Here is a 14,711-nt window from a genome sequence, read left to right on the forward strand (position 1 = left end):
CCTAGGACGCTCGCCGGGAGGGCCGTACGGCGATACCGGTGGAGCGGTCGGGGTCCGGCTTGGTCACGGCGTACCCGGGCGCCGGCCGGCGGCGACGCCGGCGGGTGTCCGGCTCGAGGGCGGACGCGAGGCGGCGTACCGCGACGTCGCGCTCGACCTCACCGCGGCCCTCCCGTCCCAGCCAGCCGACCCAGAGCATCGCCAGCACCGTGACGACGACCGACGGCACGAGCCAGAGCAGGATCTCCACGGCCCCAGGCTAGGCGCGCCGCGGCCCGGCTCCGGGGAGGCTCGCCTCAGGGGGTGCCGACCCACTCCTCGGAGCCGTCGGCGAAGCGCTGGTGCTTCCAGATCGGCACCTCGGCCTTGAGGGTGTCGATCAGCGCGCGCGACGCGTCGAACGCCTCACCACGATGCGCGGTGGTGGTCGCGACGATCACGGCGATGTCGCCGATCGCCAGGGTGCCGACCCGGTGGACGGCCGCGATCCCGTGCACGTCGTACGTCGCGGCGACCTGCTCGCAGATCTCCCGCATCCGGTCCAGCGCCGTCGGATGGGCGGAGTAGTCGAGGCCGTCGACGCCCTTGCCGCCGTCGTGGTCGCGCACCCGCCCGACGAACAGCGTCAGGCCGCCCGAGGCGTCGTCGTCGAGGGCGGCGACGACCTCGCTGACGTCGAGCGGCGTGTCTCGTAGGTCCACGAGTCGTACGGCGGAGGTCACGCCCCGAGCCTAGGCCCACCGGCGTACCGTGGAGGACATGAGTGAGCAGCCGGGCGAGACGCCCGACGAGGGGAAGAACCCGTTCAAGGGCACGCCGTTCGAGCAGATCTTCGGCGCGTTCGCCGCCGGACCCGCGGGCGCGACACCGGGCATGCCCGACCTCAACCAGCTCTTCAGCCAGCTCCAGTTCCTGATGCAGCCGCACGACGGCCCGGTGAACTGGGACTTCGTGCTCGACACCGCGCGCAAGGTCGTCGCCCAGTCCCCCGACCCGTCGCCGACGCAGAAGCAGAAGGACGCGGTCGCCGACGCGGTCCGGCTCGCCGACCACTGGCTCGACACGACCACGGAGTTCCCGTCCGGCGTCACCTCGGCCGCGGCGTGGAGCCGCGCCGAGTGGGTCGTCGGCACCACCGACGTGTGGAAGGTGCTCGTCGAGCCGATCGCGGAGTCGTCGGTCCAGGCACTCGGCGGCGCGCTGCCCGAGGAGGCCACCATGGCCGGCCCGCTGCTGGGCATCCTCGGCAAGGCGGTCGGCGGGATGCTGGCCTCCCAGGTCGGCTCGGGCCTCGGCGGCCTCGCCTCGGAGGTCCTCAGCGTCTCCGACATCGGCCTCCCGCTGGCCGCGCCCGGCCAGGCCGCGATCGTCTGGACGAACGTCGCGGAGTTCGCCGCCGGCCTCGACGTGACCGAGGACGACGTGCTGCTCTACCTCGCGCTGCGCGAGGCCGCGCACCAGCGCCTGTTCGCCCACGTGCCGTGGCTGCGCGAGCACCTGATCGACGCGGTCGCGGAGTACGCCCGCGGGATCGAGGTCAACGCCCAGGGCCTGCAGGCGAAGATCGAGGAGCAGATGCAGGGCATCGACCCGACCAACCCGGAGTCGATGCAGGCGCTGCTGGACGGCGGGATGTTCGACCTCCCCCGGTCCGCGGCGCAGGACGCGGCGCTGCAGCGGCTCGAGGTGACCCTCGCCCTGGTCGAGGGCTGGGTCGACGAGGTCGTCGGCCAGGCCACCGCCGAGCGGATGCCCGCGGCGGCGAAGCTGCAGGAGGCGTTCCGGCGCCGGCGCGCGGCCGGCGGGCCGGCCGAGCAGACGTTCGCGACCCTGGTCGGGCTCGAGCTGCGCCCGCGCCGGCTGCGCGACGCCTCCACGCTGTGGGGCTCGCTGCGCACCCGGCAGGGCACCGAGGCCCGCGACGGCGTCTGGATGCATCCGCACCTGCTGCCGACCGCCGCCGACCTCGACGACCCGCTGGGCTTCCGCGAGGACGCCACGGCGCTGCCCGCGCTGGACGACGCGGACTTCGACGCGGAGCTGAAGAAGCTCCTCGACGGCCCGACCGAGTGACGCTCCACGACGACGCGCTCGCCGTCCTCGAGGGCTGGCGCGCGCCGCACGACGGGCAGGAACGGCTCCGGGAGCGGTACGTCGCGCACCTGCGCGCCCACCCCGACGGGATGCAGCGGTCCTGCCGCCCCGACCACGTCACCGCCAGCACCGTGGTGCTCAACGGTGACGGCACTGCCGTGCTCCTGACGCTGCACGCCAAGGCGCACCGGTGGTTCCAGTTCGGCGGCCACTGCGAGCCCGGCGACGCCACCGTCGCCGGCGCCGCGCTGCGCGAGGCCACCGAGGAGTCCGGCCTGGCCGGGCTGGAGCTCGATCCCGAGCCGGTCCAGCTCAGCGAGCACGCCGTACCGTTCTGCGGCCCCGCCGGGGACGTGCACCACCTCGACGTCCGGTTCCTGGCCATCGCGCCAGAGGGCGCGGAGCACGCGGTCAGCGAGGAGTCGCTCGACGTGCGCTGGTGGCCGGTGGACGCACTCCCCGACCCCGAGCCGGACCTCGTCGAGGCGGTCGCGCTCGCCCGCGAGAGAGCTCAGTCGAGCTCGAAGGGCGGCGGGTCGACCTTGGCCGCCGCGGACCAGCCGATCAGGTAGCCCTTGGCCCGCTCCGCCTGCGGGTAGCGGTCGACCCAGGCCCAGAACTTCGCGTCGTGACCGGGCTCGAGCAGGTGGGCGAGCTCGTGCACGAGCACGTAGTCGACGACCCAGCCGGGCATGCCCTGCAGCCGTGACGAGAGCCGGATGGTCCGGTCACCCGGCGTGCAGGAGCCCCACCGCGACCGCTGGTTGTCGACCCAGCGCACGGTCTCCGGCACCGCGAGCCCGCCGAGGTACTTGTCGCTGAGCTCGGTGGCGCGGCGCATCAGGTCGGCGTCGCTCGGCTTGCGGCGGCGCTCGGAGCGCTCCAGCCGCGCGAGCATGGTCTCGACCCACTCCGCCTCCTCCTTGCGGGACAGGGAGGCGGGGATCATCACCACGACGCGGTCGCCGTCGCGGTAGGCCGAGACGGTACGACGGCGCCGCTTCGAGCGCCGTACCTCCACCTGCGGCTGGGTCATGGCAGCACGCTACTTCTTCGCCCAAGCAAGCAGGCGCTCCCGCGGCCAGGTGTTGACGATGCGCTCGGCCGGGATCCCGGCCTCCTCGGCCCGCTCGCAGCCGTAGACCTGGAAGTCGAGCTGGCCCGGAGCGTGCGCGTCGCTGTCGATGGAGAAGACGCAGCCCAGGTCGCGGGCGAGCTCGAGGAGCTCGGTCGGCGGGTCGCGGCGCTCGGGCCGGGAGTTGATCTCGACCGCCACGTCGTGGTCGACGCAGGCCTGGAAGACCGCCTTCGCGTCGAACCGCGACGGCGGCCGGGTGCCGCGGTTGCCCATCACCATCCGTCCGGTGCAGTGGCCCAGCACGTTGGTGAACGGGTTCTGCACCGCGGCGACCATCCGCCTGGTCATGTCGGGTGCGTCCATCTTCAGCTTCGAGTGCACGCTCGCGACCCGGACGTCGAGCCGCGCGAGCAGCTCGTCCTCCTGGTCGAGCCCACCGTCGTCGAGGATGTCGACCTCGATGCCCTTGAGCAGCATGAAGTCGCCGGCTCCCCCGGCGGTGAGGTGCTCGTTGACGGCGTCGACGACGCCGAGCTGGCGGGTCAGCCGCTCCGGGCTCAGCCCGCGCGCGACCGTCAGCCGGGGCGAGTGGTCGGTGAGCACCAGGTAGTCGTGCCCGAGCTCCATCGCGGTGAACGCCATCTCCTCGATCGGCGATCCGCCGTCGGACCAGTCGGAGTGCGAGTGCAGGTCGCCGCGCAGCGCCGCGCGCAGGTCGGCGCCGCCGGCGGCGAGGGGGCCGCCGTGCTCGCGCTCGAGCTCGGCGAGCCGGGCCGGCATCTCGCCGCGCACCGCCGCCGTGATCACCTTCGCCGAGCTGGCGCCCACGCCGGGCAGGTCCGTGAGCGTGCCGTCCTCGACCGCCGCGGCGACCTGCTCAGGCGGCAGCGGGAGGATCGCCGCGGCCGCGCCGCGGAACGCCTTGACCTTGTAGGTGTCCTCGCGGCCGCGCTCGAGCAGGAAGGCGATCCGGCGCAGCGCCGCGACCGGTCCGCCGTCGTACTGCTCCTCGACCTGGGGCGACACGCCGATGACCTCCCGAACTCGTGGTGGGTTTCTTTTCTCCACACCCGGTGGACAGCCATTCTTGCTGGTCAGCGCCGGGTACGTCGTCCTGGTTCACGGCTCGTCCACAGCCTGATCCCGCCCCGGACCGGGTTCCTCCACCGGTCGGCGGCGTACTCCACAAGTTTGTCCACAGGGTTGTCCACAGGCTGTGACGACCGCACGTTGACCGGCGCACCCCCGCGCTCCTAGGTTTGCGCGCAGACGAGGCCCCTGGGCCGCCGAAGGACACTCGCAAGGGGAAGGCAAGTGTCCGGCTGGCGAACCGGGGGCCTCTCTTTCTCTGCGCTGCCTCAGGCCTCGCGCTCCAGCACGAAGTAGTAGTGCCGGCCCTCGTGACGCACGCCCTTGCCGTTCATCACGCCGAGCAGGACGTGGGGCGGGGTGCCGGCGTCCACGGCCTTGAAGTGGTCGATCACGGGCTGGCCGTCGTAGACCATCGACGCGGTCACCTCACCGCGGAACTCGACGTCCCACAGCGACGCCAGGCCGCGGCCGAGCTCCTCGTTCGAGAAGAGGCTGCCGTCGTCGGCGCGACAGATGAGCGGGTGCGCGACGCGGACCGAGTCGAAGCGCTTGCCGTGCCAGCCCGAGGCGGTGAGCATCGCGTGCACCGGGTGGTCGGTGTCGAAGTCCGAGCCGACCCACGAGCCGAGGATGTCGGCGCTGCGGACCGGCGTGCAGTCGGCCCAGAGGGCGTCGAGGTCCTCGGCGGGTACGTCGTCCATCCGGCGCAGCGCGGCCAGCCGGCGGCTCAGCAGCGTGGGCTCCATTCAGGCTCCTGCGTAGAGGCGGTCGAGCACGTCGGCGTACTTCGTGTGCACGACGCGTCGCTTCAGCTTGAGCGTAGGGGTGAGCTCCTCGGACTCGGCGCTCCACTCGACCGGCAGCAGCTCGAAGGCCTTGACCTGCTCGGGGCGCGAGAGGCGCGCGTTGGCCCGGTCGACGGCGTCCTGCGCCAGCGCGCGGATGGCGGGGTGCTGCGCGAGCTCGGCCAGCGACCCGGCCTCGATGCCGAGTCGCTGCGCGACCACCGGGGCGACCTCGCCGTCGAGGGTGAGCACGGCGACGCAGTACGGCCGGGCCTCGCCGAACACCAGCGCGTGGCCGATGACCGGCGACTCCTTGAGGAGGTTCTCGACGTTGGAGGGAGCGATGTTCTTGCCCGACGACGTGATGATCATTTCCTTCTTGCGGTCGACGACCTTCAAGAACCCGTCCTCGTCGAGCTCGCCGATGTCACCGGTGTGCACCCAGCCGTCCGCATCGACCAGCGCGGCGGTGGCGTCGTCCTGGCGGAAGTAGCCGGGCGTCGTCACGGGGCCGCGGGCGAGGATCTCGCCGTCCGCGGCCAGCCGGACCTCGATCCCGGCCAGCGGCCTGCCGACCGTGCCGAGCCGGAACTGCTCCGGCCCACAGGCGGTGACCGCCGCGGTGGTCTCCGTCATCCCGTAGACGTCGTAGATCCGCATCCCGAGGCCGGCGAAGAACCGCGCGGTCTCCAACGGCATCGGGGCCGCGGCGGACGTCGCCCACTCGACCCGGTCGAGACCGAGCAGGGCCCGCATCGGCCGGAGCACCTGGGCGTCGGCGGCGGCGAAGCGCTCGGCGAGCTCCGCCGACGGCCGCCGGCCGAACTCCTGCGCCTCGACGTACTCGAGGCCGACCGCCATCGCCGCCGTGACCGCGGCCCGCGTGGCCTCATCCGGCTCGGCGGCCAGTCGCGCGCCGAGGCCGGTCTGGATCTTCTCCCACACCCGCGGGACGCCGAAGAACCGCGTCGGGTGCACCTCGGCCAGGGCCCCGACCAGCTGGGACGGGTCCGCGACCAGGTGGACGTGGCCGCCCACCACCTGCGGGATGTACATCCCGAGCAGCCGCTCGGCGATGTGCGCGAGCGGCAGGTACGAGATCCACACCAGGTCGCCCTCGGGCGCCGCGGTGCGCAGCGACGAGTGCGCCTCGAACAGCACGTTGCGGTGGGTCAGCACCACGCCCTTGGGGTTCCCGGTGGTGCCCGAGGTGTAGAGGATCGTGACCGGGTCGGCCGGGCGTACGGCGGCGACGCGCTCCGCGAGCCGGTCGGAGCCGGCGGCCCGGCCGAGCTCGACGAGCGCCGACCAGGCGACGTACCTCTCCCCCGCCGGCACGGCCGACTCGTCGAGCAGGACGACGGTGTGCACGCTGGCCGAGGCGTCGAGGGCCGGGCGCCAGCGCGCGAGCTGGTCGGCGCCCTCGAGCACGACGACGCTCGGCGCCGCGTGGCCGGCGACGAACGTCACCTGCTCGGGCGACAGCGTGGCGTAGACCGACATCGGCGTCGCCCCGGCGTGCACCGCGGCCATGTCCACCACCACGTGCTCGATCCGGCTCGACGCCATGATCGCGAGCGTGTCGCCGCGCGCGACACCGCGCTCGACCAGTCCGGCGGCCACGTCGTGCACGAGCGCGTCGTACTCCCGCCAGCTGACCGTGCGCCAGCCCGCGCCGTCGATGCCGACCTTGTCGGAGTAGGCCGGCCGGTCGCCGCGTTCGGCGACGACCCGCTTCAGGGTCACCGGCAGGGTCAGTCCCTCGATCTGCCGCTCGATCTCGGCGCGCTGGGCGAGGACGTCGGTCATGGCTCTCTCCTTAGTAGCTGCGCGGCAGGCCCAGCATCTGGGTGCCGATGTGGGCGAGGACGAGCTCCTCGGAGACCGGGATGTTCTTCCCGATCCGGCTGTCACGGAACAGCCGCTCGACGGGGTACTCCTTGGAGTACGCCATCCCGCCGAAGGTCTGGAACGCGCGGTCGGCCGCCTCCCAGGCGACCTGGGCAGCGGTGAGCTTCGCGATGCTGGTCTCGTTGCCGCACGGCCGTCCCTGGTCGAAGAGCCAGGCGGCGTTGTAGGTCATCAGCCGGGCCAGCTCGACCTTCGCCTTGACCTGCGCGAGCGGGAACGCGATGCCCTGGTTGGCGCCGATCGGTCGGCCGAAGACCTCGCGCTCGCCGGCGTACTCGACGGCGAGCTGCAGCGCGGCCTCGGCGCCCCCGACGCCGCCGGCCGCGGCGAGGATGCGCTCGGGGTTGAGCACGTCCCACAGGACCGAGAAGCCGTGGTCGACCTCACCGACGACGTTCGCCAGCGGCACCCGCACGTCGTCGAGGAAGACCTGGCTCGACGTCACGATGTTGCCGCCCAGCTTGGGGATCGGCGTGTAGCTGAGGGTGCCGGCCGCCAGCGCCTCCGGCACGTCGACGAGCGCGATCGTGAAGCCGGCGGTGCGCGAGCCGAGCCGCTCGCGCGCCTCGAAGGCCGGGGTGGAGCGGGCGACCACCAGCATCCAGGCGGCGTTCTCGACACCGGAGATCCAGACCTTCTGACCGCGCAGCACCAGCTCGTCGCCGTCGACGCGTGCCGTGGTGGCGATCTCGATCGCGTTCGAGCCGGCGTCCGGCTCCGTGAGCGCCATGCAGAACTGGGTCTCCCCGGTGGCGACGCCCGGCAGGATCCGTCGGCGCTGCTCCTCGGTGCCGTGCCGGGTCAGGGTCGTCGCGCCGAAACCCGGCGTCAGGATGTAGAGGAACGTGCCGGCGGTGCCACCGGACGCCGCGAGGGTCTCGCACGCCACGGCCAGCTCGAGCATGCCGGCTCCTCCACCGCCGTACTCCTCCGGCACGCAGAGCCCGACCCAGCCGCCGTCGGCCAGGTCGCGCCAGGCCTCGGTGGGGAACCGGTGCTCCTCGTCGCAGCGCGACCAGTACGCGTGGTCGTACTTCGCCGCGACCGCGGCCACGCCCTCGCGCACGGCGACCGCGGTCTCGGGCAGGTCGAAGTCCATCAGTCGTTCCTCTCGTCGGCGCCGAAGTAGGCGCGGTGCACGGCGTCGCGGTCGGCCAGCAGCTCGGCGGCAGGCGCCTCCAGCACCGCGCGCCCGTGGTGCAGCACCAGGCCGCGGTCGGAGACGCCGAGGGCGAGGTCGACGTGCTGCTCGACGAGGAGCACCCCGACGCCGAGGTCGGCGGCGAGCCCACGCACGACGGGGAGCAGCTCCTGGACGGCGACCGGCGCCAGTCCCATGCTCAGCTCGTCGACGAGCAGCACCCGCGGCTGCATCAGCAGCGCCTTGGCGAGCGCCAGCATCTGCTGCTCTCCCCCGGAGAGAAGGCCGACCCGACGGTCCACGAGCGGCGCGAGCCGCGGGAGCCGTTCGAGGGCGGAGTCCCACCGTGGACCGCTCCGGCGCGCCGCCAGCCGCAGGTTGTCGCGGACCGAGAGCCCGGAGAAGATCGCCCGCGAGTCGGGCACGAGGACGACGCCGTGGCGCGCCGTTCGGTCGACGCGGCGGTCGACCGCGCGGCCGAGGGCGAGCACCTCGCCTGAGCGCGGCCGGATCAGACCGACGGCCGCCCTGAGCGTCGTCGTCTTGCCCGCGCCGTTCGGGCCGAGCAGGGCGACCACCTCACCGGCCGCGACCGTGAGGTCGAGGTCGCGTACTGCGGCGGCGGACCCGTAGCCGGCCGTCACGCCGCGGAGCTCCAGCACCGTCATGGCGCCACCTCCGCGCCGAGGTACGCCGCGACGACCGCGGGATCGTGCCGCACCTCGTCCGGGGTGCCGCAGGCGATCACGCGGCCGAAGTCGAGGACGTAGATGCGGTCGCAGGTCCCGAGCACGAGGTTCATGTCGTGGTCGATGAGCAGGATCGCCGAGCCGCGGTCCGCCATCCGCCGGACCTCCGCACCGAATGCCAGGCTCTCGTGCGTGTCCAGGCCGGCGGCCGGCTCGTCCAGCAGCAGCACGTGGCTCTCGCCGGCCAGCGCCCGCGCGACACCGACGAGCTTCTGCCGGCCGAGGCTGAGCGCGTCTGGGCGCCGGTGGGCGTCCTCGGCCAGGCCGAGCTCGTCGAGCACCGGGTCGTGCGGCGCGCGCGCAGCCCGTCGCCGGAACGTGTCGGCGGCGAGGCCGCGCAGGCCACCACCCTGAGCGACCACGGCGAGGTTCTCCGTCACGCTGAGGTCGCCGAAGAGCTCACCGGCCTGCCAGGTGCGGGCCAGACCGGCCCGGCGGCGCCGGTGCGCGGGCATCGCGTCGATGCGCCTGCCGGCGAGCCAGACCTCGCCGCTGGACCGGGCGAACCCGGTGACGGCGTCGACGTACGTCGTCTTGCCGGCGCCGTTGGGGCCGATCAGGCCGACCACCTGGCCGCGGTGGACCTCGAGGTCGACGGAGTCGTTGGCGGTGACGCCGCCGTAGCGGACCGTGAGACCGCGGGTGCGCAGGACGGGGTCAGGCTGCGAGGACATGGTGCCTCCTGCTGCGGGCGTGGGCGACGGCGGCGCGGACGCTGCCGGTGATGCCGACCGGGTTGAGGACCGCGGTGACGACCAGGGCGATCGCGGCGATCAGGTTGTAGTACTCGCCCAGCCCCAGGCTCGACTCCAGGAACGTCTCGGCGACGCCGAGGGGCGCGAGCAGCCCGGCCAGCAGCGCCCCGGTGATGCCGGTGATGCCGGCGACGTACACCGTGCACAGCAGCGCCAGCCCGACGAGGATGCTGAACGACTCGACCGAGAGCTGGCCCCGGCTGTAGCCGATCAGGCAACCACCGATCCCGGCGAGGAACGCCGAGATCCCGAAGCCGAGCAGCTTGGTCGCGGCCACGTTGATGCCGGCCGCCGCGGCGGCGCGCTCGTTCGAACGGACGGCGAGGAACGCGCGTCCGGTGCGGCCGCTCATCAGTCGCGCGGTCAGCCACGTCAGCGCGCCGACCACCACGACCACCATGAACGCGAACCGGACGGTCGTCAGGTTGGTGCCGTCCCGGACGCCGAGGTCGAGACCGCCGATCGTCGGGTCGGCGATCAGGTTGCCCTCGTACGGCGTGAGCGCGGGGTTGCCGAACACGAAGTTCTGGATCGCCAGCGCGCCGGCGAGCGTCACGACCGCGAGGTGGGCGCCGCGGATCCGCAGCGCGGGGATGCCGACGACGATCCCGAGCGCGGTGGCACCCAGGGCCGGCAGCAGCAGGGAGAGCGGGAAGCCGATGCCCCACTCGCTGGTCACCCGGGAGAGCAGGAAGCCGCCGGTGCCTGCGAACGCCATCGCCGCGAGCGAGATCTGGCCGAGGTAGCCGGTGAGGACCACCAGCGAGAGCGCGATCAGCGCCATGATCACCGAGGTGACCACGCCGAAGCGCCAGCTGCCCTCGGTCAGCACGATGGCGGCGACGACCCCGGCCAGGGTGAGGAACGCCGGGAGCGCGCGCATCGTGGGCGGGTGCACCGGAGGCATCCGGCCGCTCACGACGCCGCCCCGCTCGGGCAGGCTCTTGCCGTTGACGAAGAGCGCGACGACCACCACGAGGAACGGCACCGTGTCGCCGAACCCCGCCTGCGCCCAGACCGGCCAGAAGTCGTAGGTGCTGAACATCAGCAGGAGGGACTGGAACGAGCCGATCGCGAGCCCGGCGACGCAGGCGACGAGCACCGACGTGAGCCGCGCGACGAGGGCCGCGGCCAGTCCCGGCAGCACGTAGAACGTGTACGCCAGCGGGTCCAGGCCGATCGACGGGGAGCCGACCACGGCGATGAGCCCGGTCGCCGCACCGGTGACCAGCCAGACGACGGCGGCCAGCCGGTCCGGCGAGTAGCCGGTCAGCAGCACCGCTTCCTCGTCCTCCGCACTGGCGCGGGTCGCGGTGCCCCAGCGGGTGAAGCGCAGGTAGCCGGCCAGCAGCAGCGCGACCCCGACCGCGAGGCCGAGCATCACCAGGTTCGCCACCGCGACCTCGGCCCCGAGGATCGTCACCGAGTCGTCGGCGAGGATCGGCCGCGCGACCGTCGTGGTCACGTCGAAGCGCAGCGGCACGAGGCTCGCGACGAGCAGCATGACGCCGACCGACGCGGCCACCTGGGACAGCGCGGGCGCGGCCCGCAGCGGCCGGAGCACCAGCAGGTGCATCAGCAGCGCGAGCACCGTCGAGCTCACGACGCCGAGCGCGACAGTCGTCGGCACCGGGGCCGGCCCGTCGGTGAGCCGGAGCTCACCGACGGGCAGGACCAGGGTGCCGGTCGTGCCGAGCTCGGCGGCGACCCAGACTCCCCACAGGGCCACCGAGCCCTGGGCGAAGTTGAGCACACCGGTGGCGCTGTGGATCGCGACCAGCGAGGAGCCGATCACGGCGTACACGGCGCCGACGGTGAAGCCGAGGCTGACGAACAGGACCAGCTGGTCCACGTCAGGTCGCGCCGGGGATCTGGGCCAGGATCTCCGGCACGGGCGTCAGGAACCCGTCGCCGGCCGGCTTGATCGAGCCGTCTTCCTGGACGTCGAACAACAGCATCTCCGTGGTGCAGTTCGGTGACGTCTTGCTGCCGCACGTGATGTCCGGGCCGAGGAAGCTCGGGAAGTCCTTCAGTCCCTTGAGCGTCGTCAGCACGGTCTCGCCGGTGAGCTCGCCCTGGACGCCGTCGAGAGCCTTCGCGAACGTGACGATCTGGGCGAACTCGGCGTACGCGTAGAAGCCCCCGGTGCCGCCGTCGACACCCTCGATCGCCTGCTGGGCGATCTCCAGGTCGGCCTTGACGTCCTCGGGCGCGTAGTCCATCGCGTCCGGGAGCCAGGTCGAGGAGTAGAGCGCGCCGCCGGCCGCGTCGGCCGGAGCCGCCTCGATGTAGTCGGTGCAGGCCGCGGTGAAGATCGTGCCGTCGTACTGCTGCTGGCGCAGCGCCTGGACCAGGGCGGTGCAGGCGGCCTCGTTCGGCGAGGCCATCAGGCCGCCGACGTCCGGGTCGTCCTTGGCGATCGTCGCCGCGAGCGCGGTGAAGTTGGGGTTCGTCGGCGAGAAGTAGACGCCGGAGGCGTCCATCTCCAGCGCGCCGGCCAGCGCCGGGAGGAGCGTGTCGATGGTCTGGTGCGACGACGGGGTGTCGACGAGCGCCAGCACCACCGAGTCCTTGCCGGCCTCCTTGAAGGCCTGCATAGCGCCGACGAGGAACGACGCCTGCGGGGCCGCGAAGTACACGCGGTCCTCGGCCGCCGAGCCCGTCACCGAGTCGAACGCGATCATGCCGACGAGCGGGATCTTCGCCGAGCTGAGCACCGGCAGGGTGGCGCTGGACGAGAGGTTGAAGCCGTCCATGACCGCGACGACGCCCTCCTCCACGAACGTGTTCGCGCACGAGGTCGCAGACTCCGGCGTGGTGTCGGTGTCGCACGACACCAGCTCCAGCGGGCGTCCGCCGATGCCGCCGAGCTGGCCGTTGACGTAGTCGACCGCGGCGGTGGCGCCGGTGTCGGCGCCGGGCTGCGGGACGGGACCGCCCGAGGGGTTCAGGAAGCCGACCTTGACCGGCGGGCCGTCGAGCTCGGCGGCCGCGGACGTCGACGGCGCCGCGGCGTCCGGATCGTCGTCGCCGCTGTCGCCGCCGCTGTCCGACGCGCAGCCGGCGAGGGCGAGCGCCACCGCCGACGACACGACGACGGAGCGCCACAGGGAGTGCCTGGTTCGCATGGAGACCTCTCTTCTTGGTGGTGTGTCAGAGCCGCGCGGCGAGGCGCGAGGCGTTCATGTGGGCGATGGCCTCGATCGAGACCATCGGGTTCACTCCCGAGGCAGTGGGGAAGCTGGACGCGTCCGCGACGACGACGTTCGGGTCGTCCCACGTGACGCCGTCGGGGTCGGTCGCGCTGGTGGCGGAGTCGCCGCCCATCCGCGCCGACCCCATGAGGTGCAGAGCCGCCATCGCGCAGCGGCCCGGGCCGTACCCCGCTCGGTCGCAGCGGTCGATGAACTCCTCGACGCCGCCGTCGCGGTCGCGGGTCCAGGTCACCCCGGCCTGGTGGCCGGAGAAGAGGCTGCGCGCACCGGCGGCCTCGAGGATCCGCGCCGCGCCGGCGACACCGGCCCGCAGCCTCCGCTCGTCGCGGCCGGAGAGCCGGTAGCTCACGACCGGCTCGCCGTCCTTGCCGACCCGCACCTCCCCCGAGTCCTGGTCCCGGGTGATCACGCCGACGCTGCTGAGGTTCGCCAGGCGCAACATCCGCTCGCGGTGCTGAGCCGCGCCCCGCCAGGACATGAACGCGACCGCGAGGGCGGGGTTGGCCGCGGCGGTCTCGTACACGACGCCGTAGCCGGAACCGTCGAGGTCGGCGTGCTCGCGCGAGTACCGGCTCTGCATCGCGCCCTCCCAGGGAGCGACGCGCTCGTCGAAGTCGGCCCACACCGCTGTCGCCGGGTGCAGGCGCAGGTGCTTGCCGATGTTGGGGTTGCCCAGCCCGGAACGTCGCAGCAGCGCCGGCGTCTGGATGGTGCCGCCCGCGACCACCACGGCCCGGGCGCGCACGCGGACCGGGTGCCCGTCCGCCGTACGTCCCTCGACGCCATCGGCCTTCCCGCCGCTGCGCGTGATGGTGCGTACGTCGACGCCGGTGACCAGCCGTGCCCCGTGCCGCTCGGCGTCCTCGAGCCAGGTCTTGGTGACCGACTGCTTGGCGCCGATCCGGCAGCCGAGACCACACCGGCCGCACTCGGCGCCGGTGTCGCAGCCGACGACGTTGCGGTCGAGGGAGTCGACGTGCCAGCCGAGCTTCTCCAGCCCGGCCTCCATGATCTTGTCGCGCGAGGAGATCTGGCTGTGGTCGCCGTTGACCCGCAGCCGGTCCCACACGGCGTCGAGGGACCGGTCGAACTCCTCGGTCGCGAACTGAGGCACCCCCAGCCCCGCCCACTCGGACCGGACGTCGTCGGGCGTGCGGAAGCAGGTCGAGTAGTTCACGACCGTGCCCCCGCCGAGACACTGGGCGGTGAGCAGGCTGAGCTGCCCCTCGACCGTGGCCGACGGGCCGGGCGCGTAGAGCCGTGACATGCCGCTGAGCTCTCCGCCGTCGAAGTCGCGGTCGTCGTAGTAGCCACCCTTCTCCAGCACCACGACGGAGTGCCCGGCCGCGGCGAGCACCGCAGCCGCCGTCCCCCCACCGGCACCGGAGCCGACGACGACTACGTCGCACGCCAGCTCGAGCGGAGCGGTGGGCGTGACCGGCTGCAGCGCGGGCGCCGGCGCGGTGTCGAGCGGCCCGAGCGGGCCCGAGTAGCCGATCGCGTCCCACAGCGGCGAGTGACCGGTGGGGCCGGGCGTCATGTAGTAGGCCAGCGTCGCCGCGCCCTTGAGCGCCTGGAACAGCGCCCGCTTCTGGGACAGCCGCGAGTCCGAGAGGCCGATCAGCGCGGCCTCGCGCTGATCCTGGCCCAGCCGGGAGAACCGGCGCGGACCGAAGCCGAGCAGGACACCGAGCGTGCGCGAGTCCCACGCCGAGAGCAGCCGGGCCAGCTGCTCGAACTCGGCGGCGCGCGGGTTGTGGGCGGCCAGTCCCTCGACGACCTCGACCGCGCCGAGCGCGCTCGCGGACGGGAGCCGGTCGCCGTCGCCAGGGGCGAACGTGTCGCAGATCAGGGCCAGGTTCGCCCGCTGCCTCGCGGTCAGCTCCATCGC

General features: G+C 73.2%; 14 protein-coding genes. 2 read left to right on the forward strand and 12 right to left on the reverse strand.

Features of this window, described 5'->3' with window-relative positions:
- Position 1 precedes the first annotated feature (1 nt).
- Both ABD875_RS10035 and ABD875_RS10040 read right to left on the reverse strand, forming a co-directional pair.
- Positions 2-250, reverse strand: coding sequence for a hypothetical protein (locus tag ABD875_RS10035; RefSeq protein ID WP_345174245.1), 249 nt, complete (start codon positions 248-250; stop codon positions 2-4).
- A 46-nt stretch (positions 251-296) separates the two neighbouring features.
- Positions 297-722 carry a molybdenum cofactor biosynthesis protein MoaE gene (locus tag ABD875_RS10040; protein WP_345174253.1) on the reverse strand — a complete coding sequence of 142 codons (426 nt, stop codon included), beginning with the start codon at positions 720-722 and terminating at the stop codon, positions 297-299.
- Positions 723-759: 37 nt separating this feature from the next.
- Here ABD875_RS10040 and ABD875_RS10045 point away from each other — a divergent pair, with 37 nt between their 5' ends.
- Both ABD875_RS10045 and ABD875_RS10050 read left to right on the forward strand, forming a co-directional pair.
- On the forward strand, positions 760-2,073 hold the full coding sequence (locus tag ABD875_RS10045) for a zinc-dependent metalloprotease (RefSeq protein WP_345174262.1): 1,314 nt from the start codon (positions 760-762) through the stop codon (positions 2,071-2,073).
- Positions 2,070-2,666, forward strand: coding sequence for an NUDIX hydrolase (locus tag ABD875_RS10050; protein WP_345174267.1), 597 nt, complete (start codon positions 2,070-2,072; stop codon positions 2,664-2,666). The genes ABD875_RS10045 and ABD875_RS10050 overlap by 4 nt, the downstream gene beginning before the upstream one ends.
- Here ABD875_RS10050 and ABD875_RS10055 read toward each other — a convergent pair.
- The 10 genes from ABD875_RS10055 to ABD875_RS10100 all read right to left on the reverse strand — a co-directional run bounded on the left by ABD875_RS10055 (position 2,606) and on the right by ABD875_RS10100 (position 14,708).
- Complete coding sequence (locus ABD875_RS10055; RefSeq protein ID WP_345174273.1) at positions 2,606-3,130, reverse strand: M48 metallopeptidase family protein; 525 nt, start codon at positions 3,128-3,130, stop codon at positions 2,606-2,608. The two genes, ABD875_RS10050 and ABD875_RS10055, sit on opposite strands and share 61 nt — an antisense overlap.
- A gap of 9 nt (positions 3,131-3,139) precedes the next feature.
- Positions 3,140-4,198: a PHP domain-containing protein gene (locus ABD875_RS10060; protein WP_345174281.1), complete on the reverse strand. Its 1,059-nt coding sequence runs from the start codon at positions 4,196-4,198 to the stop codon at positions 3,140-3,142.
- 332 nt (positions 4,199-4,530) lie between these two features.
- Complete coding sequence (locus tag ABD875_RS10065) at positions 4,531-5,010, reverse strand: DUF4334 domain-containing protein (RefSeq protein ID WP_345174289.1); 480 nt, start codon at positions 5,008-5,010, stop codon at positions 4,531-4,533.
- Entirely contained in the window at positions 5,011-6,858 is a 1,848-nt protein-coding gene (locus ABD875_RS10070) for an AMP-dependent synthetase/ligase (RefSeq protein WP_345174297.1), read from the reverse strand.
- A 10-nt stretch (positions 6,859-6,868) separates the two neighbouring features.
- Positions 6,869-8,059 carry an acyl-CoA dehydrogenase family protein gene (locus tag ABD875_RS10075; RefSeq protein WP_345174306.1) on the reverse strand — a complete coding sequence of 397 codons (1,191 nt, stop codon included), beginning with the start codon at positions 8,057-8,059 and terminating at the stop codon, positions 6,869-6,871.
- The gene (locus ABD875_RS10080) at positions 8,059-8,769 is read right to left on the reverse strand and encodes an ABC transporter ATP-binding protein (RefSeq protein WP_345174314.1); all 711 of its coding nucleotides are present in this window, start codon (positions 8,767-8,769) and stop codon (positions 8,059-8,061) included. Before ABD875_RS10080 ends, ABD875_RS10075 begins: the two co-directional genes overlap by 1 nt.
- The gene (locus ABD875_RS10085) at positions 8,766-9,524 is read right to left on the reverse strand and encodes an ABC transporter ATP-binding protein (RefSeq protein WP_345174339.1); all 759 of its coding nucleotides are present in this window, start codon (positions 9,522-9,524) and stop codon (positions 8,766-8,768) included. Before ABD875_RS10085 ends, ABD875_RS10080 begins: the two co-directional genes overlap by 4 nt.
- Complete coding sequence (locus ABD875_RS10090; protein WP_345174349.1) at positions 9,508-11,457, reverse strand: ABC transporter permease; 1,950 nt, start codon at positions 11,455-11,457, stop codon at positions 9,508-9,510. The genes ABD875_RS10085 and ABD875_RS10090 overlap by 17 nt, the downstream gene beginning before the upstream one ends.
- A 1-nt stretch (position 11,458) precedes the next feature.
- Positions 11,459-12,733: an ABC transporter substrate-binding protein gene (locus ABD875_RS10095; protein ID WP_345174358.1), complete on the reverse strand. Its 1,275-nt coding sequence runs from the start codon at positions 12,731-12,733 to the stop codon at positions 11,459-11,461.
- 25 nt (positions 12,734-12,758) lie between these two features.
- Entirely contained in the window at positions 12,759-14,708 is a 1,950-nt protein-coding gene (locus ABD875_RS10100) for a GMC family oxidoreductase N-terminal domain-containing protein (RefSeq protein WP_345174364.1), read from the reverse strand.
- Positions 14,709-14,711 lie beyond the last annotated feature (3 nt).

It is taken from the genome of Nocardioides caricicola, assembly GCF_039541135.1.
Lineage (GTDB): Bacteria > Actinomycetota > Actinomycetes > Propionibacteriales > Nocardioidaceae > Nocardioides > Nocardioides caricicola.